Here is a 21751-nt window from a genome sequence, read left to right as displayed (position 1 = left end):
CTTTTTGATGAATGTAAAAAAAATTAGCATTATTGAACCCATTGGTGCATATGGGGGAATGGACTATTATGATTATGGCTTAAGTTATGGGTTGGGTCAAAATAAGTTGGCGGTGCTTTACTTTACTTGTGCTAATATCCAAGACAGAGATTTTAAAAATGTAATCTTATTTAAATCATTTGGTGATGTATGGAGTACCAAAGGTTTTATGAGAGGATTTATTTTCTTAAAAGGATATTTTACTTCATTTTTAATTTCCAAAAAACAAAAAAGTGATATATTCCACTTTCACTTTTTTAGCCTGGGAATCCTAAATTTAATTGTACTCTTAATGGCTTCTCTTTTTAAACAAAAGAAAGTCGTCACTTTACATGATATTGATCCCTTTTATGGAAATTCTATTGGTTTAATAGAGAAACTGTCCTTACGTCTTGTAAATGGGGTTATTGTTCATAACCAAGCCTCTAAAGAGGAATTGTTAAGTAAGGGTGTAAAATTGCCGGACTTGGCAATTATACCTCATGGCAATTATTTGCCATTTGTAGAAATACTACCTAGGCCAGAAAGAAGTAAAACTATTAACATATTGTTTTTTGGACAGATTAAAGAGGTAAAAGGTTTGGAGGTGTTGCTCAATGCCATGAAAATAGTTGTAGAAGAAAATAAAAATTATAGGCTGACTATTGTTGGAAGACCATGGAAAACTGATGGGGCTATGTATGAAAGGATGATTTTGGACTTAGATTTATCAGATTTTGTAGAAAGACATTTTCGGTTTATTAAAGATGAAGAAGTGGCATCATTTTATAAGAATGCACATGTAGTAGTATTGCCTTATAAAAAAATATACCAAAGTGGAGTGCTATTGCTAACATTGTCCTATGGGAGGACTGTAATTACGTCTAATCTGGAGCCTTTTAGGGAAATTATAACAGACAATGAAAATGGGTTTATTTTTGAATCTGAGAATTCGAAAGATTTGGCAAGTTGCATTTTAAAATTGAATTATAATAGTATAATAGAGACCACCTCTAATTCAAAAAAGCTTATTGAGAAAAATTTTAATTGGATAAATATTGGTCATAAAACACTAAATTTTTATAGCTCCTTATGAAGCTTGCAATTATAGGAACAGTAGGCTTGCCTGCCAAATATGGGGGTTTTGAAACCCTTACAGAATATTTAACCAAACATTTAGGGGGTAAATATGCTATTACGGTATATTGTAGTAGTAAAGTGTATGCAAAAAAGTTAAAAACATACAATGGAGCGCGGTTAAAATATATACCCTTGCAAGCCAATGGGGTACAAAGTATTTTGTATGATTTAGTTTCTTTGTTCAGTGCCTTGCGCTATGTGGATACGATACTAATTTTAGGGGTGTCTGGCTGCATAGTTCTTCCTTTGGTAAAAGCAATATCCAATAAAAAAATTATTGTAAATATTGATGGCTTGGAATGGAAACGAGCCAAATGGGGAAAATTTGCCAAATGGTTTTTAAAGTATTCCGAAAAATTAGCGGTGAACTATGCTGACACGGTCATTTCTGACAATAAGGTAATTCAACAATACGTAAGGAATGTATATAGTGTTGACTGCGAATTAATTGCCTATGGGGCCAATCACACTAATAAAGAAAAGTTTACCGATGAGGTATTTAAGCAATACTCTTTTTTAAAAGATCGCTATGCCTTTAAAGTATGTAGAATAGAGCCAGAAAACAATGTTCACATGATATTGGAGGCTTTTTCAAGGTATCCCGATGTAAACCTAGTGATGGTTGGTAATTGGCAGAAAAGTAAGTATGGACAAGATTTAAAAGGTAAATATGCAATAGTAAAAAATATTCATTTATTAAACCCAATTTATGACCAGCATATATTAAATCAAATACGAAGTAACTGCTATCTCTATATACATGGGCATAGTGCCGGAGGGACTAATCCTTCTTTGGTAGAGGCCATGTATTTGGAGTTGCCCATTTTTGCCTATAAAGTAAACTATAACAAAGAAACAACTGCATGTAGTGCTTTGTATTTTAAGGATGAAAAAGAACTAATTGATATGTTGGCAAATACAAAAGAAGAGGATTTATCAAAAGTAGCTAGAAAGATGAAAGATATTGCAGATGAAAAATATTCTTGGGAAGTAATCACAAATCAATATGCCTCCTTGTTTTAGTGGTAGTTGGCTACTAGAGGAGTAATAATATGCCAATTTTAGGGCAGGGACAACTATTTTTGTGGTCTTTTCGTAAATACAAAATATTCTAGTGTAACATTTATACTCTTAATGCAACAATGTTATACTAAAAATTAGTTTTTGGCCGAAAAATGATTTACAAAATGAGAACACTCTTAATACTTTTTTTTGGATTGTTATTACTTCAGTGCAGTGCTGATCAAGATTTGGAAAAAGTCTTGGCAATGGAAAATGCATCCAATGATTTGCAAAGAGGAAGTTACGATAATTCAGGGACTCCTTTAAATTGGCCTTGGCGAGGCATTAATATAACAAGTAAGGACACTATTGGCGTTAATGAAAACAGAATTAAAGAGGTTAAGGATTTAGGGGTTAATACTATTAGAATTGTAATAGATGCAAGAACTTTTAGCATTAATTATGACTTAGATATTGAGGAAGGGATTGACCAGAATTTGATTTGGTGTGAGAACATTATTAAATGGTGTGCTAAAGAGGGTATTGTAGTTATTATCGAATCTCTTGATTATACCCATAATCAAGAAAAAGTTAATATTACCTCTCCTGAATTCTGGGAATCGGAAGTTGCTCTTAATGAAGCCATAAATTATATTGAGGAATTGGTAATACGACTTGATAAATATGAAAATGTGGTTGCCTATGACTTCTTTTCTGAACCAACAGCTGTTTCTTTAGATGGTGTGGGAGTGAGACCTCCGAATTGGTATGGTTTTTTTGATAAATTATTACAAACTGTTAGAAACAATTCAAATAAATATGTTGTTTTTACTCCAGGGGCATGGGGTTTGCCAAATGGCTATCATGATTTTAAAACCCCTATTGATGATGAAAAAATAATTTATGGTTTTCATTATTATAACCCCCATACTTATACCCATCAGGGAATCAATAACTGGGCGGGAATTTTTAATTATCCAGATGTTATAAATGATAAGCATTGGAATGAAAATGCTATTAGAAATGATATTGAATATGTGTCAAAATGGGCAAAAGAAAATGATAAATTATTATATGTTGGGGAATTTAGTGTGGTACGTTGGGCAGAAGGCAAAGAGCAATACATTGAGGATGTTTTAAATGTATTTGAAGAAAATAACATTAGCTATACCTATTGGGTTTTAAATGAGTGGGTTGGGTGGAATATGGATTACGAACCCATAGAAAAGAATAGTACCATTCTTAATAAAACCCCTGAAAAGACAAAAACCCGACAAATACTGGAAAATTTCTGGAGCAAAAATAATCAGTGATAAAATAAATGTTGTTTCAAGATTTATTTTTACTAGAAATTATATGGAGCATTAGGTTGTTTTGTAATGTTATCCATTAATGTTTCCTTATTTTTACCTACCTGTATTTAATTATTTGCTTAGAAATGAAAGAATCACCCTTTATTGTAGATTTTAATGAGGACGAGGAATCTTTTAACCTTAAGGAAACACTTTTAAAGTACCTTCCCTATTGGCCATGGTTTTTAGTATCTATTATTGTGTGTATTGGTTTGGGGTACTTCTATACATGGTATAAACCAGTGGCCTACGAATCTGTGGCCAAAATAAAAATTATAGATGATACCAAAGAAGTAAATGTGGCCTCGGAGGCACTGTCTTTTCTTAATGGAAGTAGTGCTATTAATCTGGACAATGAAATAGAGGTTTTAAAATCCTATAGGTTGTTAAGACAGGTTGTTACAGATCTGGACTTGGACATTTCTTATTATAGGAAAGATGGTTTTTTTACTAAAAGAGAATGGAACCCCCCATTTAAAGTAGAAAAGAAATTTTTTGGTGATAGCATACAGGAGCCCTTAGCCAATACCTTGTCTTATAGGATTAAATTAAACCCCTCTGCCTTTACTGTTGTTGATGATTATGACCAAGCGGTTACTTTAGGCTTAAACCTACCGGATTCTGTTATAACAATGTTGCCATTCACCATTAAACTAAAAGATAGCGTTACCCAAGCCAATTATCAAAACATAGAGTATTCTGTTGTACTCAATCCAGTAAAAGAAGCGGTGTTGGAACTTTCCGAAGATTTAAAAGTAGAGTCAACCAATAAGACCAGTGAAATCTTATCATTATCATTGATTAGGGGTAATATGAATCATTCCGAGGCAATTTTGAATACCCTTATTCAGAAATTTGATCAAGATGGGATATTGGACAGGCAATTAATTTCTAAACGGACTTTGGATGTTATAGACAAACGCTTTGTTTTTTTATCCGGGGAGTTGGATTCTATAGAAATTGGAAAACAGGATTTTAAACAATCTAACAACCTTTCTTATATTGAAGCTGATGCAGGTCTGACCCTGCAACGAAAATCCAATACAGAGGACGAAGTATTTAATTTAAGGACTCAGGTGTCATTATCCGACCTGTTAAAGAAAACAGTGGTCAATCAACCAGACTATAGTTTGTTGCCCGCCGATATTGGGTTGGAAAATAATAATTTGAACAACCTTGTAAATACCTATAATGAAATGGCATTGCAAAGGGATAAATTATTATTTAATGTTGGTAGAAACCATCCAACATTGGTGGCTCTAACAGAACAATTGGAAAGGGGAAAGGTAAATATTCTTAAAACCATAAATGTATATCAAGCGCAGCTGCGAGTATTCTTAAAACAGTTAAATCAAGAAAAAGCAATTGCGGGAGCTATATTTTCTGGGCTTCCAGAAAAGGAAAAAGCATTGAGGGCCATTGAACGGCAACAAAGTATAAAAGAAAATTTGTTCCTTGTCTTGTTGCAAAAAAGGGAAGAGGCTGCCATAAGTCTAGCGGCCACCACACCATCCATAAAAGTAGTGGATTACGGCCTTACAAATAGTATTCCTGTGTCACCTAAAAAAAGAATCATATACCCACTGTCTTTGTTGTTGGGGATGTTGCTTCCATTTGGATTCTTGTACACTCGTTTTTTGTTTGACACCAAAATTTATAATAGAGGGGAAATTGAGAAGTTAAATCCAGAGCTGGATGTATTGGGCGAGATTCCATTTATAAAGGGAAATAAAAATTTTAAAGGAGCTAACGATCGTTCTATTTTGGCAGAATCATTCAGAATATTGAGTACCAATGTTAACTATCTTCTACCTGAGAAAAGCAAAGAGGAAGGGCAGGTAATTTTTGTGACCTCAGCTATAAAAGGAGAGGGAAAAACTTTAGTAGCATATAACTTGTCCTTGTCATATGCCAGTATTAAAAAAAGAGTGTTATTGATTGGTGCCGATTTACGAAACCCCCAACTAAATGACTACTTTGATAATAATAAAAAAGTAAAAGGACTTTCTGACTTTCTAAGCAATCCAAATATGAGCTGGCAAGAATGTATTCATGACGGAGGATTTAGTAAAGATGAGTTTCACAAGGTATGCTTTAGTGGAGCAATACGGCCCAATGCAACAGAATTATTGGCTGGAAAGGGGTTTGGGAAATTAATTAGCCATGCTAAAAAAGAGTATGACTATATAATTGTAGATACGGCTCCTACTATTTTGGTTACTGATACTATGCTTATTTCAAATTATGCGGATATTACCTTGTTTGTTGTAAGAGCAGGTTTGACTGATAAAAAACTTATGGAGTTTAGCGCTTCTCTAAATAAAAGGAAGAAATTAAAAAATATGGCTTATGTACTTAATGACATTGGCCATGGAAAAGCCAAGGACTATAATTATGGGCGTGAGTACGGATATGGTGCTTAAAATTTATTGCTAAACCTTGGAGTTTTATGAGTCTCTTATCGGAACCGAAGGTTCCTTGACTTTTAATTTTTTATTTATTTTCTGATCTAATCTGCAATTTTTTGTCAATTACATGGCTGTGGTATTAATTCTTGTTATCAGTGAGGTTAGGCTTATTGTATTATATAGAATAACATAAGAATTACCAAAAACCTTTAAGTAAGAAAATTGTCCATCCATTGGCGTAATACATCCATTTTATAGTGGCTTGTTACGGGGCATCTTTGTACCGTAATAATTTTTAAACAGAAAAATAAAATGGAAACAGTAAAAAAAATTGAATTTAATGTGCCAACCAAAGGGGAGGTATCAACAGTGAATCAAGCAATTTTTGATAATTTAAACAATGCCTTGGGGTTTGTTCCCAATCTCTATGCTACCATAGCATATTCGGATAATGGTCTTGAGAGATATTTAAATTTTCAAAATGCCAAAACTTCTTTCTCCAATAAAGAAAAAGAAGCCATCAACTTAATCGTGAGTGAGGTAAATGGCTGTGTATATTGCCAAAGTGCCCATACTGTAATAGGGAAAATGAATGGTTTTCGTGATGATCAGTTATTGGATATTAGAAGAGGAAAAAGCGAGAACACCAAATTGAATGCTTTGGTGAAACTGGCAGCCGATATAACTAAGAACAAAGGGAATGCCAGTGAAGAAAACATACAAAATTTCTTTGCCCAAGGCCATACCAAAGAGAACTTGGTTGACTTGATCCTTCAAGTGAGTGACAAAACAGCAATGAACTATTTGCACAATCTTACCAAAATTCCAGTGGATTTTCCAGTGGCCAAAACCGTATAAAAAATATTCAAAAAAAAGCACTCCTCAATTGGAGGAGTGCCTTGTTGTTAATCAATTAAAAAATAGAAAGAAATGAATTCAAATAAAATAAATTGGAGGAACGCCATATTGGCCGGTATAATAGGCACTTTGGCTTTTGACCTTGTAGGGCTTATGTTTACGGGAACTTGGTGGGATATTGCCGGAATTATTGGAGAAAAAACAGGTTTGGGATTAGTCTATGGTGTTTTTGGACATTATTCCAACGGAATCCTTTTAGCTATTTTGTATGCGGGCATTGCGCCCTCATTGGCCGGCCCCAATTGGCTGAAGGCACAAATTTTTGTAATTGCCGAAACTATAGCCTTGGTCTGGTTTTTTATGTTCCCGCTTTTGGGAGCAGGTGTGGCCGGTGTTAAAGCCGATGCAATGTTGCCTGTTTTGTCCATGGTTAGGCATCTGGCATACGGTGTGCCCTTATGGTTCTTTGTGCATGTCTTTCAGCAGAATATGGCAAGCAGTAGCGCTACTTTAAAGACAAGATAATGCTGTCATATTAAGAACTAAAAACCAAAATTTAACAACCTTCTTCACCTTATTTCGATAGGTGAAGAAAGTTGTTTAAACAAAATTATTAAATTGGAAATAATGTCAACGGAGATAAAACATCCACTTCCTCCTTTTACCATGGAAACCGCTTTGCAAAAAGTACAAATGGCAGAAGATGCATGGAACAGTAAAGATTCTAAAAAAGTGTCCAGGGCCTATACTAAGGATTCTGAATGGAGGAACAGAACAAAATTTATTATTGGCCGAAAGGAAATTGAACAATTCTTGACCAATAAATGGGAAAAAGAGAAACAGTATACCCTAAAAAAAGAGTTATGGGGCTTTCGGAACAATAGAATTGCAGTAAAGTTTACATATGAGTACCACAACGAGCAGGGTCAATGGTTTAGGGCGTATGGGAATGAGTTGTGGGAATTTAATGAAAACGGACTTATGCAAAGACGTTATGCAAGTATCAATGACCTGGAAATAGAAGAGAAAGATAGATTATTAAAATAGAACAACCATGATGGCAAATTCGGACTATACCTTAATTGATTCCAAAACTGGGAATCTGGCTTTAAAAATTTATTCTATAAAGAAGGATAATCCTTTTAATGAAGTTCAAAGGTTAAGCTATTATTCCCTCATTTGGATAAAAAAGGGTGGTGGCATTGCTAAATCCGATTTTGCCGAACATGGTTTTGGTGAAAACACCCTCTTCTCTTTTTCTCCTTATCAACCTTTTACATTGGATGCCCCTGATTTGGAGGCTGAAGTCATTCATTTTCACCCAGATTTTTTCTGTATCCATAAGCACCAGAAAGAAGTGGCCTGTGATGGTGTGCTGTTTAATAATATCTATAACCCGCCCATGGTTAAGATAGATATGGACAGTATTGTAAAGTTGGGTATGGTAGTGGATCAAATGAGGGGCGAAATGCAGCAACCAGAGTTGGCGCAATATGAGTTGCTGGTATCCTACCTTAAGATTTTCTTGATTACTGCCTCACGTTTGAAAAATGAACAGCGGGAGGAGATAGAGGGAAAGGTAAACCAGAATGAAGAACCGTTTGTGCTTCAAAAATTAAAAGACTATATCAACCAGCATTACAAGACAAAGCATTCGGCAAGCGATTATGCAGATATGTTGACCATAAGCCCCAAAGCCTTGGCCAAGTTGACCAAATCGTATTTCAATAAAACCTTGACGGATCTTATTTCTGAACGAATCATCATAGAGGCTAAAAGAGAACTTTACCTTACCGATAAGACTGTAAAGGAAATAGCCTATGAATTGGGATATGATGATGAGTATTACTTTAGTCGGTTTTTTAAAAAGAAGGCTGAGGTTTCCCCACTGATATACAGGAAAAATGTGGGTTTTGCAAAGGCAACCATGGCGTAACAGTTGAAAAATTCGTTGGAAGACTCTTTATATCATCAAAAAATGAACATTTAATACACAAAATCCCAATTAATAAATAATTGGGATTTTTTTTATGGAGAGCAGAAGATCTTAAAAAGATAGTTTTAGAAAATGAATAAATGTGGTTGTTTACACTTTTCCGAATTGCTATACCTTTGAAACATTCATATCTGCACACTTGAAAAAATTGTAAAATGATATATCGTTAAAGAACTTGAATCGGTTTGGATATTCATGTTAAATGGTACTTTGTTTGTTGTAGTGAAGACTATTATACTAAAATGTATGATTCATGTTATATTTCATAAAATTTATCGTACTTCTTTTTGAAGAACTTAAATAGTATTTTGAAGCCAATTTTGTGTGAAAATATGGTATGAATCCCCATATGACAGAAAAAAGAGCTCTTTGTCGATGCGTACGAAATTTCGTTATTTTTTTAATATATTGTAGCATGTAATTATGATTCTTCCCAAGAAGGGAATACCAACTTAAACCAAAAAAACCTTGTTAAATTTCAAGAATAACTTAATTCCTTGTGTCACCTTCTTTTTTATTTTCTCAATACATTTTATTAATTCTCAAGAACTGAATTGGGCATTTTCCAATGGTGGACATTTAACTGAACTAGCTTGGGATGTCCAGAAAGTTCCTGATGGGATAGTGTTTCTTTCAAGCGAAGGTTTGGAAAAGAGAAATGAGTCAGGTGAGCAATTATGGAAATTCGATTTCTTTGAACTTGATGAATATAGATATTCTGGAAAACCTGCACTGGGCGCTATAACTGTAGATGAATCTGGAAATATCTATGCACAGTTAACTTTTCCATCCAAAGAAGTGGGCTATACTACAATTTCAAATATAGACATTCCTCATGGTGATTCCTTGATAAAAATAAGTGCCGTAGGGAAAATGCTTTGGGCCCGTAATCTTACGGGTGCGCGCAACACACATCTTTTGTATGATAATGGCCACATATATGCCATAGGAGAGTTTAATGATACCATCAATATTGACAATAATTATATTTTTGAGAATACAGAAAATACGGAATGCAATATTAATGACGCTGAAAATATATTCGCTAGAGATATCTATATAGCCAAATTTAATACCATTGGTCAAATTAAGGATGCTATCGTTTTTGGAGGTATGGCAAGCGAAGATCTTAGAGCAGTTTCCAAAGATAAAAAAGGTAATATATTTTTAACTGTAAACTATGGAGTAGGAAGTTGTACCGTTGACGAAACTCAAATACATAAACTTACTCCAGAACTTAAAACCGTATGGTCCAAAACAATAAGCAGATCTTATGAAGAGGGAAATGGCCCTGCCATATTAGTTCCTTCAAATCTATTTGTTGGGTCAAATGATAAACTATATGTTTGGGTATATGCATCCAATACTGTTATTTCCAATGATTTTAGATTTATAAAAAACCGGCAATATGGATATACCGGAGGTCTCATAGAATATAACTCGCTAAGTGGTTCTTTTTTGAACTATCATTCTTTTGATGGTTTAAGTATTAATGGTCGAAGTGGATTCATGGTTGATTATAAATCTCATCTATTAATTGCAACTACTTTTAGAGATTCTTTGGAGTTTGAAAATAAAACTCTAAACGCATTGGGCATGGGTGAAGAGCCAGTGATGCTCACAGTGGATTTGAACAGTTTTCATTTTAACTATATTATGCATCTAACGGGAGTTCCCCAACCTTATCATACTTCTGTAAAGGATTGGTCTGGGCCCATAGTTACAAAGGGAGATGATTTATATTATTCTGGAAGTTTTTCATCTGATACGCTTCACTTGGCACCCAATGTTAGTTTGTATAATAATAGTGGCAATAATGACCAAGATTATTTCCTTGCAAAATTTAATCTTAAATCCCTTGATTTTTCCCAAGCGGAATTGGATGATGACGGTGATGGGGTTTCTAATGCTTTAGATTTATGTCCGAACACTATAGTGGGAGTGGAGGTAAACAGTTCAGGATGTTCTATAGTCGAAAGAGATTCAGATAACGATGGGGTCATGGATGATTTGGATATTTGTCCAAATACTGCAATTGGATATCAAGTTGACGAAAATGGGTGTTCAGAAACTCAAATAGATACTGATGGTGATGGAGTTCCTGATATTCATGATAATTGTCCTAGTACCCCACAAGGTCGTCAAGTTAATGAAGAAGGTTGTGAAGTTGTAATTCTAGACCCAAATCTTTTTGAGATAGAAACTGTAAGTGAAGCCTGTAGAGGGTCTTCCAATGGCAAAGTCAAAATAAATGTAAGGGATTCAACCAGGGAATATAAAGCTATTTTAAGTGATGGTGAAGAAATAGTGTTTGTTGGGGAAACCGAGTTTGAAGACTTGAAGGCGGGACAATATGAAATTTGCCTATTTGCCCATGAAGTCGATTCTGATATGTTGTGTTATAACTTAAGTATTGAAGAGGGGGAAGAAGTTTCATTAAGTGGAAAGGTAAATTATTCTGCCAGGACCCTAAAAATTGAACTATCTGGAGGAGATGTTTATTCTGTAAATTATAACGGAAATGTTTTTGAGACAAACAGTACTGCTTTGGAATTGGATTTAAGGGAGGGAATTAATGAAGCTTATGTGTCAACAAAAGATTCTTGCAAGGGAGTCGCCTCCTTCAAAGTTTTTATGGGTTCCCATTTACAAGTGGCTCCAAATCCATTTAAGAATCAGATTAACTTGTCCCATTTGATGGTTGATGAACCTTTAGATGTATCAATATATAACCAAACTGGTCAAAAGATTTATTCTAAAAAATATAATCCAAAGGATGAACTTGTTTTAAGGAATCTAACAGATATTCCTGCAGGGATATATCTATTGGAATTATCTTGGGGTAATACACGCCATTCTCAAAAACTAATTAAAAAATGAAAAAGGGCTGGTGCATTCTCATAATTGCAGTTTTGGTAAACAGTTGTTCAAAAAACAATGATTCTTCAACTCCTGAAACCGTTAATGACCCGGTAGCTGTAAAACTGGAATTTCCCCTAAAGAATTCGGAATGTACGCTAGGTGTGGATCAAGGCTTAGATAAAACATTGATTGAATTTAAATGGGCCAATGCTGAAAATGATTCGTACGAATTGGTCCTAGAAAACCTTTCATCTAACCAAGTAACAAGGACTACGACGGAGGAGCACTTTATAGAGATTCAATTGGACAAAAACACTCCTTATAAGTGGTATGTTGTTTCTAAAACGAATTCTTCTGTTTCTGAAAAAGAAAGTGAGCACTGGAGCTTTTATTCAGCCGGAACGGGAGTATCTAATTATGCGCCATTTCCTGCTGATTTAATAAGTCCCAAACAGAGCGCTCAATTTGACGGTAGTTCGGAACAAATAAAATTAGAATGGAATAGTATTGATATAGATGGAGATGTTGTTACCTATGATATATATGTAGGTAATGAAAGCCCGCCCAGTGAAAAAGTGGCAGAAGATATAACAGAAACTGTTTACTATATGAATTCTCATACAATAGGTCAATTATATTGGATGGTAGTTGCAAAAGATGAGAAAAACAACAGTTCCAATTCCAAAATAGGAAATTTTATTGTTGGGCAAGAAACAGGTATTATATCTTTTGAAATTCAAAATGAGGGTGAAGGTTTTGAAGCTTTTATTGATGAAGAAAAAAAGGAGATCCAACTTACATTGGGGAATTTTGCATATGAAAAACTCACTCCAGAAATTTTAATGAAAGATGGTTATAGTATAAGTCCAGAAAGTGGTGAAACATTTAATTTCCATGATGACCTATTTTATACAGTTAAGGACCCAAATGGAATTGAGACCATTTTTAAGGTACTTGTCAAAAGTGGTCAGCATATGGTAAAGTCATTTATTGTAAAAAATGGGAATGAAAAATACTATGCCAAGATTGATGAGGACAGTGCTACTATTACTATTCAGTTGGGCAACTTTAGTTATGCGAGTATTACACCTGAAATTGAAGTCTCGTCCAAGGCTACTGTTGAGTCCTCTGAAGTAACCCAAATGGATTTAACCGAAAAATCCACCTTTATGGTAACTTCAGAAATAGGTACTACCAAAGAGTATTCGGTCGTTACTCCAATAACTATATCACATCTATATTCATATTTTAAAAATCCTGGATTTAATTTTACAACATCAAATATTGATACTGGTTACAAAGTATTTGCAGGTTCAACACAATATTTAAATGCTTACAATATTCAAAATCAAGATAATATTTTAATTGAACTCTTAAATTTGAATGGAGATGTTTTTGCTGCTGAAGTGTTTAGGTCTTCGTATTCCCACCAACACAGTTACGAAGAATCTTTGTCAAGTAATCGTTTAACAGTTGTAATTCCTTATGATTTACCAGAAGGTTCTTACAGTTTAAGAATTTCTGAAGGAGAACGTAGTACATCCTATCCACATCATTTTGAAGTTATTAATGATGACCGTTTAGTTAGAATTACAGAAATCAACAAAACAGATTTTAGTAGGGGTGACACTTTGAAACTTAAAGGGGTTAATTTAAGAAAGGAATTTGCTATTAAATCCGACGGCAGTATTTATGGGTTCAATGAATATGTTAATGGTCTTAGCGTAAATCAAGAGGGTACAGAATTAGAGTTGATTTTTACCACCAACACCTATGGGCATTTAAAGTCATGGACAGGTAACAACGAAAAACCAATGGCTATTCAAACATTAATAGAAGGGTACGAACATAAGCTCAATTCTAACATTGTTTATTTTAATGTAAACTAAAGTTTATATTTATGAAAATATTAACACTTGGTAAAAGAAACTATTTTATTGTTTTAAGTATACTACTTGTCTTTTCATATGCTTCTTCCCAAACGTATATGGAAAATTTTGGTACCATAGGTGAGGAATTCATAAAAATGGGGAATGATTCTTATTTTTTTGCTGCTTCTGAAAGAGGTATGGGCTTATGGAAAACCGATGGTACCCAAAAGGGTACAACTCTGGTAAGTTCGTTTTCCGTAAATGAATACGATGTTGGGAGGGAGATGATTGTATATAATCAATCTTTGTATTTTTCAGCTAAACAATCGACCGAAGAAGGTGTAGAACTATGGAAATCTGATGGAACATCTGAAGGTACTTATCGACTTAAGAACATTAACCCAAGTGGTTATGGAGACTCTCGCCCCGCTGATTTTATAGTATACAAAGGATTACTTTATTTTTCAGCGGTAGATTATTATACTACTGGAGGAAAACGGAGAATATTTAGGACGGACGGAACCCAAGAAGGTACAGTACTGGCGGATAATATTGTTGATGATTACTCCAGTTTTAACAGTCCTGTAATAAGGGATGAGAAATTATATTTTAGCTCTGGGTCGTTGTTATATGAAACTGATGGTGCCCCTGAGGGAACCAGTAGTGTTACTATTGATGGTCTTCAAAACATCAGTTCCTTAAAGTCTTTTGACAGTGGGTTGTATTTTATTACCCATAATTCTAACAACACTTACATTAGATTATATCGGTTATCAGGATTGGATAACTATGAAATGTTGAAGGAGTTTTCAACCGAGAATTATGGTGGTTTAGAGTTTTACGGCCTAAGTGAAGTTGGGGGAAAAGTGGTTTTCTCAGTTGTTTCCGGTCAAACCTATAAGGATGTCAAAGATACTTTATGGTCCACGGACGGGACTCCAGATGGAACAGTTGAACTAATGAGTCAGGGAGGAGATGATTCTTTGTGGTTTCAACCCCACTTTTATGGCTTTGTAGAATATAACGGTGACCTTTATTTTAATGCGGGTCCGGCTGCCAACAGTACATTGTGGAAAACCAATGGAACCACACAGGGCACTATGGAGGTTTTAGGGAATGTAAGCATTTGGGAAGATGCACCAATGATAGTCTTGGGCGATAAATTGTTTTTCCTTTCTTTCGGTGGTCATTTAACAGAATTTGATTTTTTTACCCAGGAGTCCAAACCTGTATGGCCATTAAAATCATATAGACGGAGTACGGCAGACATTTTTTTTATTAAAACAGATGGTCAATTTATTTACGCTGCGGTACAAAATGAGCGAGAGGACATTGGGAATAATTTCGACTTATTTCATACTAAAGCAAATCCCTTAATAAACGTTATAACACCACAGGAGATAAAAAATAATGAATCCTTAAGTTTTTCCAGTAAAGTGGATAGCCTAATTGTAAGGGAAATCAATATTCAAAATTTGGGAAATTCTAATTTGGTGTTTTCAGATGTTTTTGTGAGTGGAGAAGGATTTTATATTAATGGGGATGTAGAGGTTGCGTGGGGTCATCAAGAAAACCAGACCCAATTTCCTAGGAGAATTTTACCTAAGGAAAGGGGGCTTTTTGAGGTAGGCTTTTTACCATCTTTCCCTGGTAATTATAATGGGTATCTTGTTTTGAGGTCCAATGACACCTCCCAGCCAGAGTTCAAAATAAAGCTAAAGGGATACGCATCCGAGTTTCCAGCGGATTCTCTTAGTTCAGCATTTTCTTTAAATAAGGAACTAATGTGGGATGTTCCCGATGCAAAAATTGAACTGGACAATAATAAGATATCCAAAGGAGTTTTGCCGGGATCAGCGGTAGGGGCTTTTAGCACTAATTCTTCAGATACAAATTATAGATATGAATTTGTGGAGGGACCTGGTGGAGAAGACAATGTAATTTTTACAATTGATAATAATCAATTAATAGTTGGTGAAAGATTTGGTGAGAACAAACAGAATAGCTATTCAATTCATGTTAAATCAATTGATAATGTTGGAGTCGAAGTGGACGGTTTTTTCGTGCTTGAGGTAACTGAGGTGTCAATCGATGTGGAACTTCAGGCTTGTGAAATGATTGCTATTTCTTTGACTAGTGATATATACGATGTTGATTTTATCAACGAGACCGATGCCATTGCGGCTGGCAATAATGGAACCGTGTTAAAAACCTATGACAAGGGATTGAATTGGGAACAGATTCAGGTCATGGAAAGGTCAAATCTTTTAGGTAATTCTCCATACCCTTCAACATTATATCGCGTTGATTTTGTTGATGAAAATACAGGTTTTATTCTTGGTGAAGAGACAATACTGCGGACCGATGATGCTGGTATGAGTTGGAAGCCCTTGAGTCTTGACGGAATAAGGCCAAATAGAGATTCTTTCATTAAAGCACTGAGCACTGAAAAAATATTAATTACTGTTAACAATTTTTCATCAAGTAATTACTTGTATGAAAGTAACGATGGGGGAAAGACTTGGGCACAGGCTAAGAATTTTGGTTATTATGATTTGATTTCTCTCTATTTTTATGATGATAACTTTGGTATGGTTAGTGACGATTATGAAAACTATTATATCACTCAGGATGGGGGAATTACATGGGAAATCCATAAATTGGAAGTAGATGGTCTTAACAATGAGGATATAACAAGTTTTTCATTTATAGATTCAACCACTGGATATGCATCAACATCGGGGCGGGATATAATAAAAACCGAAGATGGAGGGATAACATGGAACCTTATAAATTCGGATTATAGAAGTTGGATAGATGAAATTCATTTTTTAGATGAAAACCAAGGGTTTATTGTAGGGGGGGCTTTATGGGAGACCTCTGATGGTGGGATTACTTGGAATACAGCTGAATTAAGTTTATGCTCTGATATATCAGGTTTTTCTTCAAATAATCAAGAAGATATTTTAGTTGTTGGGGGAGGGTGTTATACAGGTAACGGCCGTTCAATACATTATAATTCATTTGGTGGTGAATGGACTGAAGTTAGTTCCCTTATAGGAACAAGAGAAGTACGAAGTATTATTTTTGATGGGGATGAGGGATATTTGTTTTCAACAAGTCAGACCAGAAAATCATATGATCAGGGTACAACATGGAATGAAATTACCATGCCAACTGAAGAAGAAAAGTACAACGGGGAAAAAATAGGTAGTACTCTTTTTGTATACAATAATCTAAATAATTATTACAAGAGTATAGATAGCGGAGAAAATTGGACAGAGATTTTAAAAGACGAGTCTATCAATTTTGATATAAATGATATAATTAGTGATAGTTTAATAATGGGTAGGGGCGCAGATGGAAGAGTATTAAAATCTGAAAATGGGGGAGATACTTGGGTGATAATTGATGGGTCTTCTTATTTTCCACATGTATTTACAAGATTTATTAATGAAAATATTGGTTTTTCATTAGGTTTGGCTTGGAGAAAAACTGAGGATGGAGGGGTAACTTGGGTTGAAATAGATAGTGACCCAAGTGCTTCATATATTTCTAAGATTAAGTTTATCGGCAATGTAGGATTAATGTCAACTGACGATGGTTTTTATAGAACTGTTGACGAAGGTGATACATGGGTAAGGGTAGATAGGAATTTTACTAGTACTCGAAACATAATTGCCTTGAGTGAATTGGAATGGTATATTGGTATTGGGCGAACAATTTACCAATCCAATGATGGAGGCTTAACTTGGGATGTTTTTTTTCAAGGTCAATATAGTATTTCGGATATGGATTTTGACAATGGCAATTTGTATATCTCCAATGATGATGGGGAAGTTCTCAAATTAATTGAAGATCCAAGTCCTTTGAATGCAGGATATATTCAAGGTGACCAAATTGTAAGAGTGGGTGATCAAGAGATATATGAAGTGTTGAAACATAGTGATAACAAATATGTTTGGACCGTTACCGAACCGAATAGCTTAGTTTCAGAAGATAATTTTGCCCGTATTACATGGGAAGCCCCTGGAACTTACGTTCTAGAGGTAACTCCATATGCAACATGTTCTACTGGTGCCCCAACCCAAATAACGGTTCAAGTTCTTAAAGAAATGACGGCACCAGAAATTATTGGTCCATCTGAAGTGATTGAAAATAGTAAGGAAATTGTATACTCAACTCCGAATGATGAACAGGCTAGGTATATTTGGTCCGTAAGTGGCGATGTTTCGTATTACACTAGAGGGAATGAACTTATTGTGGATTGGGATACAGTTGGTGAGTTTGAAATAGGTTTAATAAAGACAGATTTGATATCAGGTGTTCGTGCCGATAACCAGGTGTTTGTTGTTGTGGTGCCTACAGACCCTTTTACTTTGTTGCAGTCTGACGCAAGTTGTAGGGGAATGTCTAATGGAAGTTTACAAATAACCTCGCGTTTGGAACAGGTTACTTACTATGCCATTTTATCTAATGATGAAAATACGTTTACCTACGAATTTACCGGTGAAACTATTTTAGAAGATTTAGCAATAGGAACATACAATCTTTGTATAGAAGAAATAGATGGTGAAAAAAAATATTGTTATCAATTTATCATAGGGGAGCCTGAACCTTTTGAAGTATCGTCAAAAAAAGGAACGAAATCCTCAAAGGAAGTTAAATTAGAGTTTAAGGGAGGATTGTCCCCTTATACTATTCTGCTAAATGGTCATCAAATTGCAGAAACCAGCCAATCTACATACAATTTAAGGGCTGAGAACGGTGATAAAATAGAAGTTCTATCTTCGAGCAATTGTTCCTTTTCACATACTGAGATTGTTTACTTTTCTAATGAACCCTTTATAAGCCCAAACCCAGTGAAAGATTCTTTTACAGTGGTATTTAATGACAACCCTGTAAAGGAAAAACAGGTAAGTATTAACATTTTTACATTGGGGGGGCAGTTAGTGTCCGAGTCTACGGTAGTTGTTGTTAACAATTCCTTTCACTATGATATATCTTCATATCCACCTGGGATGTACATTGTTGAGATTGGTAATAGCCAACAAACCTTACTTAAGATTGTCAAAAAATGAAAAAGATATACTATTTAGTACTTTGCTTTTTAGTTCTGGCTTGCTCTAAAGGTGATAGAACTGATTCGTTAACGCCAGAACCAGAAGAAGAAATTAACGAAGAAAATAATGAAAGTTCTGAAAATGAAAATTTTGCACCTACCGTTCCTAGTTTGGTCTTTCCCGAAAAGGACCAATTATGCCTAAAACAAGAAATCACATTTAATTGGTCTGAGGCCGTGGATCCAGAAGGAGGACCCTTGACCTATCAAATGCAAATTTCTACTAACAGAGCCTTTACAGAATTTGTGGAGAATCAGGTCTTGGATGAAACAAGTATAATGTTGGTAATGGAAGATGGACAAGATTATTATTGGCGTGTACTCGCCATTGATGAGCAGGGTGTTAAAGGGGATTTTAGTAATTCTTCAGCTTTTTACGTGGAAGGCATACCAATTATTAATCATATACCTTTTAATCCAAGTTTGTATAGTCCAAAGCAAAACAGTACTGTTAATTCTGAGAACGTCATTCTTGAATGGGATACCTCCGATTTGGATGGCGACTTGCTGAGCTATGACATATATTTGGGCGCAGATACACCTCCAGAATTGTATGAAACAGGACGAAACTCCAAAAGTATTGAGCTAAGCTTGGAACCTAATCAAACATATTATTGGCAAATCCATGTTTCGGACGGACAATCTACAAGTATTGGGGATATATGGAGCTTTAGGACCAATTAATTTATTTTACAGATTCAATAATTAAAACATGATTAAGAAGGAATCTATTGGATAAAACCATAAAAATCTTATTATAAATTTGCTTAAAATTTTATGTCTTTATTATAATTTTGATATGAAAAGATTCTTCATATAGGTTAATTAACTAGTTGGAGTCAATTTGATAAGTAACTTATCAATTAGAACAAATTTATGAAACCCACGACCCAATATACAAAAAGCGGGAGTATCAATATTGCATACCAAGTTTTTGGTTCTGGCAAAATTGACTTGGTTTATATTCCGGGATGGGTGTCCAATATTGATTTGATGTGGGCTTGTCCGGAATTGGTGAATTTTTTATTGGAATTAGGTAAAATAGCCAGGGTTATTTTATTTGATAAAAGAGGCACTGGTCTATCCGATCGTATTGTAGAACTTTCTACTCTAGAGGAAAGAATGGATGATATAAGAGCGGTCATGGACGCAGTACAGTCGGAAAAGGCAGTTCTCTTTGGGCATTCAGAAGGAGGGTCGGTTTCTGCACTGTTTGCAGCAACCTATCCCAACCGCACTATTTCCTTGATTACATTTGGAATTTTCGCCAAACGAAGGTATGCAGAAAATTATCCATGGGCTCCAAAAGACGGGGAACGCCAAGCTGTTTACGATATGATCGAGAACAGCTGGGGAAGTGGAGAAATAGGTCTGGAATCTTTAGCTCCTTCCAAAACTAACGATAAGGAGTTCATGGATTGGCTCGCCAATTATTTTCGCTCAGGAGCTAGCCCTAGTGCAGCCCTTGTACTTACCAAAATGAACACTGAGGTGGATATCATTAACATTTTAGGTTCCATAAAAGTTCCGACACTTATTATGCAACGAACAAATGATATCGATGTGAAAATTGAGGAAGGAAGATTTATTGCTGACCGAATTGAAGGAGCAAAGTTTGTGGAACTGGATGGAAGTGACCATCTTTTTTGGGTCGGGAAGACAAAGGAAGTTCTTGATCAAATGAAGCTATTTGTTTTAAAAAAGAATCCGGATAAAAACTATGAGCAACAGCTTTTCACTATAGGAGCAGCACGGATTATTTCAAGTCAAAGACCCAATGATGATCAACAAGAGTTTTTTGCTCAATATGTTGGCCAATACCGTGGAAAGGTGATTCAAGGTGATGGGCAAACCTTTATTGCCAATTTTGAGGGGCCAAGTAAAGCGGTTAATTGTGCATTCGGTTTAATTGATACTGCCAAAAGTTTAAATGCACAAATAGTAATAGGTATTCATATCAAAGAAGGTGCAGTGGATGAGTCTCATTTTATAAGTAAAGAAACGGGTTTATTGATAGAGTCTATCTTTGGGCAGGCGGGTTCCAATCAAATTTTGGTGACACAGACTGTAAAATATCTTTTATCTGGGGCAGGCTTAAATTTTACACAAAATAAATCTGTAATTGAACCCTCAACAGGTGAATCACTTTTACTATATGGGGTTACGGATGACTCTAGATCCGATAACCAACCTAGCAATATAGTATTTCCCCACAAACTTCCTAAATACGATTCCATATTGGAGAATGTATTGCAATGCATTGATGCGCATCTGGATGATGAACTTTTTGGCGTTGAGGTGCTTTGCAAAGAAATTGGCATTAGTGAGCGTCAACTGCAGCGAAAACTTAAAGCTACCACTAATAAATCGCCAATTCAATTAATTTCTTCGGTGCGCTTGCACCGGGCAAAGGAACTGCTTCTTCAACAGCAGAACAATATAGCTGAAATTGCTTATCAGACAGGTTTTTCCAACCCGTCCTACTTCTCTAAATCTTTCAAAAAGGAGTTTGGATTAAGCCCTTCGTCTTTACTTCAGAAAAAGGAATAGGCCTTAAATAGCATTTGTCGGAATTGTTATAAGTGGTCGGTTTTGTACTATGAACAAGTCGGAAATGTTCACGAATTTTTCGGATTTGTGCTAACAATACACCTTCATTGCCCTATACTTTTGCATCCGTAAAACAATAAAAATAACAAATATCATGAAAAACAGAATTTTCATAACAATCGGACTCTGCCTATTATCAATTTGGTTCATGAGTGCCCAGCAAAACCAATTAACTGGTCCAGAGGCCAAAAATCGCAAACCATGGGAGAACCCTAGGGAATCTTCAATTGTAATGGTTAAAAATCACAACCACAAACCACTTACTGGCCCAAAGGCCAAAAATCTGAAACTTTGGGAAGATAAATGTGAAAGGATTGCTGTAGTATACGAACAACGAAAAATCATTACAGGACCGAAAGCCAAAAATACACGCCCTGAACATGATGATTATTGGGCGAGCATGGAAAGTAGTAGTGAAATAATCCAATAGAGTTTAATAAGGATAATTGACTATTCTATTTAATAAACTTAACAAAACAATATTTCTTGAAAAGGGATATGCAAAACAGTAA

14 protein-coding genes are annotated in these 21751 nt (G+C 35.1%); all 14 read left to right on the top strand.

The annotated features are described in order from the left end of the window. The first annotated feature begins 7 nt into the window (after positions 1-7). The 14 genes from GGR42_RS15375 to GGR42_RS15310 all read left to right on the top strand — a co-directional run bounded on the left by GGR42_RS15375 (position 8) and on the right by GGR42_RS15310 (position 21669). Complete coding sequence (locus GGR42_RS15375) at positions 8-1114, top strand: glycosyltransferase family 4 protein (RefSeq protein WP_167965870.1); 1107 nt, start codon at positions 8-10, stop codon at positions 1112-1114. Beyond that, positions 1111-2181, top strand: a complete 1071-nt coding sequence (locus tag GGR42_RS15370; RefSeq protein WP_167965868.1) for a DUF1972 domain-containing protein — start codon at positions 1111-1113, stop codon at positions 2179-2181. Before GGR42_RS15375 ends, GGR42_RS15370 begins: the two co-directional genes overlap by 4 nt. A 164-nt stretch (positions 2182-2345) precedes the next feature. After that, on the top strand, positions 2346-3473 hold the full coding sequence (locus GGR42_RS15365; RefSeq protein ID WP_167965866.1) for a glycoside hydrolase family 5 protein: 1128 nt from the start codon (positions 2346-2348) through the stop codon (positions 3471-3473). A gap of 125 nt (positions 3474-3598) precedes the next feature. After that, positions 3599-5935 carry a GumC family protein gene (locus tag GGR42_RS15360; protein ID WP_167965864.1) on the top strand — a complete coding sequence of 779 codons (2337 nt, stop codon included), beginning with the start codon at positions 3599-3601 and terminating at the stop codon, positions 5933-5935. Between the two features lie 297 nt (positions 5936-6232). Further along, positions 6233-6778 carry a carboxymuconolactone decarboxylase family protein gene (locus GGR42_RS15355; protein WP_167965862.1) on the top strand — a complete coding sequence of 182 codons (546 nt, stop codon included), beginning with the start codon at positions 6233-6235 and terminating at the stop codon, positions 6776-6778. 72 nt (positions 6779-6850) lie between these two features. Next, entirely contained in the window at positions 6851-7303 is a 453-nt protein-coding gene (locus tag GGR42_RS15350) for a DUF2938 domain-containing protein (protein ID WP_167965860.1), read from the top strand. A 102-nt stretch (positions 7304-7405) separates the two neighbouring features. Next, on the top strand, positions 7406-7825 hold the full coding sequence (locus GGR42_RS15345) for a nuclear transport factor 2 family protein (RefSeq protein WP_167965858.1): 420 nt from the start codon (positions 7406-7408) through the stop codon (positions 7823-7825). A 7-nt stretch (positions 7826-7832) separates the two neighbouring features. Then, positions 7833-8714 (top strand): helix-turn-helix domain-containing protein, encoded by an 882-nt coding sequence (locus tag GGR42_RS15340; RefSeq protein ID WP_167965856.1) that lies wholly within the window; start codon positions 7833-7835, stop codon positions 8712-8714. 528 nt (positions 8715-9242) lie between these two features. Further along, a complete protein-coding gene (locus GGR42_RS15335; protein ID WP_167965854.1) occupies positions 9243-11654 on the top strand; it encodes a thrombospondin type 3 repeat-containing protein in 2412 nt (803 codons plus the stop codon). Further along, positions 11651-13525, top strand: coding sequence for a hypothetical protein (locus GGR42_RS15330; protein ID WP_167965852.1), 1875 nt, complete (start codon positions 11651-11653; stop codon positions 13523-13525). The genes GGR42_RS15335 and GGR42_RS15330 overlap by 4 nt, the downstream gene beginning before the upstream one ends. Positions 13526-13536: 11 nt before the next feature. Beyond that, entirely contained in the window at positions 13537-18588 is a 5052-nt protein-coding gene (locus tag GGR42_RS15325; RefSeq protein ID WP_167965849.1) for a YCF48-related protein, read from the top strand. Further along, complete coding sequence (locus tag GGR42_RS15320; RefSeq protein ID WP_167965847.1) at positions 18585-19313, top strand: hypothetical protein; 729 nt, start codon at positions 18585-18587, stop codon at positions 19311-19313. Before GGR42_RS15325 ends, GGR42_RS15320 begins: the two co-directional genes overlap by 4 nt. 192 nt (positions 19314-19505) lie before the next feature. Beyond that, positions 19506-21179, top strand: coding sequence for an alpha/beta fold hydrolase (locus tag GGR42_RS15315; RefSeq protein WP_167965845.1), 1674 nt, complete (start codon positions 19506-19508; stop codon positions 21177-21179). Positions 21180-21333: 154 nt separating this feature from the next. Continuing rightward, positions 21334-21669 carry a hypothetical protein gene (locus GGR42_RS15310; protein WP_167965843.1) on the top strand — a complete coding sequence of 112 codons (336 nt, stop codon included), beginning with the start codon at positions 21334-21336 and terminating at the stop codon, positions 21667-21669. Positions 21670-21751 lie beyond the last annotated feature (82 nt).

Source organism: Saonia flava, assembly GCF_011927795.1.
Lineage (GTDB): Bacteria > Bacteroidota > Bacteroidia > Flavobacteriales > Flavobacteriaceae > Saonia > Saonia flava.
The sequence above is the reverse complement of the archived record's forward strand: the minus strand, read 5'-3'. Positions and strand labels throughout refer to the sequence as shown.

Bases quoted from the DNA above. Each gene is read 5' to 3' on its own strand.
- GGR42_RS15375 (WP_167965870.1), top strand. From the start codon at position 8: ATGAATGTAAAAAAAATTAGCATTATTGAACCCATTGGTGCATATGGG.
- GGR42_RS15370 (WP_167965868.1), top strand. From the start codon at position 1,111: ATGAAGCTTGCAATTATAGGAACAGTAGGCTTGCCTGCCAAATATGGG.
- GGR42_RS15365 (WP_167965866.1), top strand. From the start codon at position 2,346: ATGAGAACACTCTTAATACTTTTTTTTGGATTGTTATTACTTCAGTGC.
- GGR42_RS15360 (WP_167965864.1), top strand. From the start codon at position 3,599: ATGAAAGAATCACCCTTTATTGTAGATTTTAATGAGGACGAGGAATCT.
- GGR42_RS15355 (WP_167965862.1), top strand. From the start codon at position 6,233: ATGGAAACAGTAAAAAAAATTGAATTTAATGTGCCAACCAAAGGGGAG.
- GGR42_RS15350 (WP_167965860.1), top strand. From the start codon at position 6,851: ATGAATTCAAATAAAATAAATTGGAGGAACGCCATATTGGCCGGTATA.
- GGR42_RS15345 (WP_167965858.1), top strand. From the start codon at position 7,406: ATGTCAACGGAGATAAAACATCCACTTCCTCCTTTTACCATGGAAACC.
- GGR42_RS15340 (WP_167965856.1), top strand. From the start codon at position 7,833: ATGATGGCAAATTCGGACTATACCTTAATTGATTCCAAAACTGGGAAT.
- GGR42_RS15330 (WP_167965852.1), top strand. From the start codon at position 11,651: ATGAAAAAGGGCTGGTGCATTCTCATAATTGCAGTTTTGGTAAACAGT.
- GGR42_RS15325 (WP_167965849.1), top strand. From the start codon at position 13,537: ATGAAAATATTAACACTTGGTAAAAGAAACTATTTTATTGTTTTAAGT.
- GGR42_RS15320 (WP_167965847.1), top strand. From the start codon at position 18,585: ATGAAAAAGATATACTATTTAGTACTTTGCTTTTTAGTTCTGGCTTGC.
- GGR42_RS15315 (WP_167965845.1), top strand. From the start codon at position 19,506: ATGAAACCCACGACCCAATATACAAAAAGCGGGAGTATCAATATTGCA.
- GGR42_RS15310 (WP_167965843.1), top strand. From the start codon at position 21,334: ATGAAAAACAGAATTTTCATAACAATCGGACTCTGCCTATTATCAATT.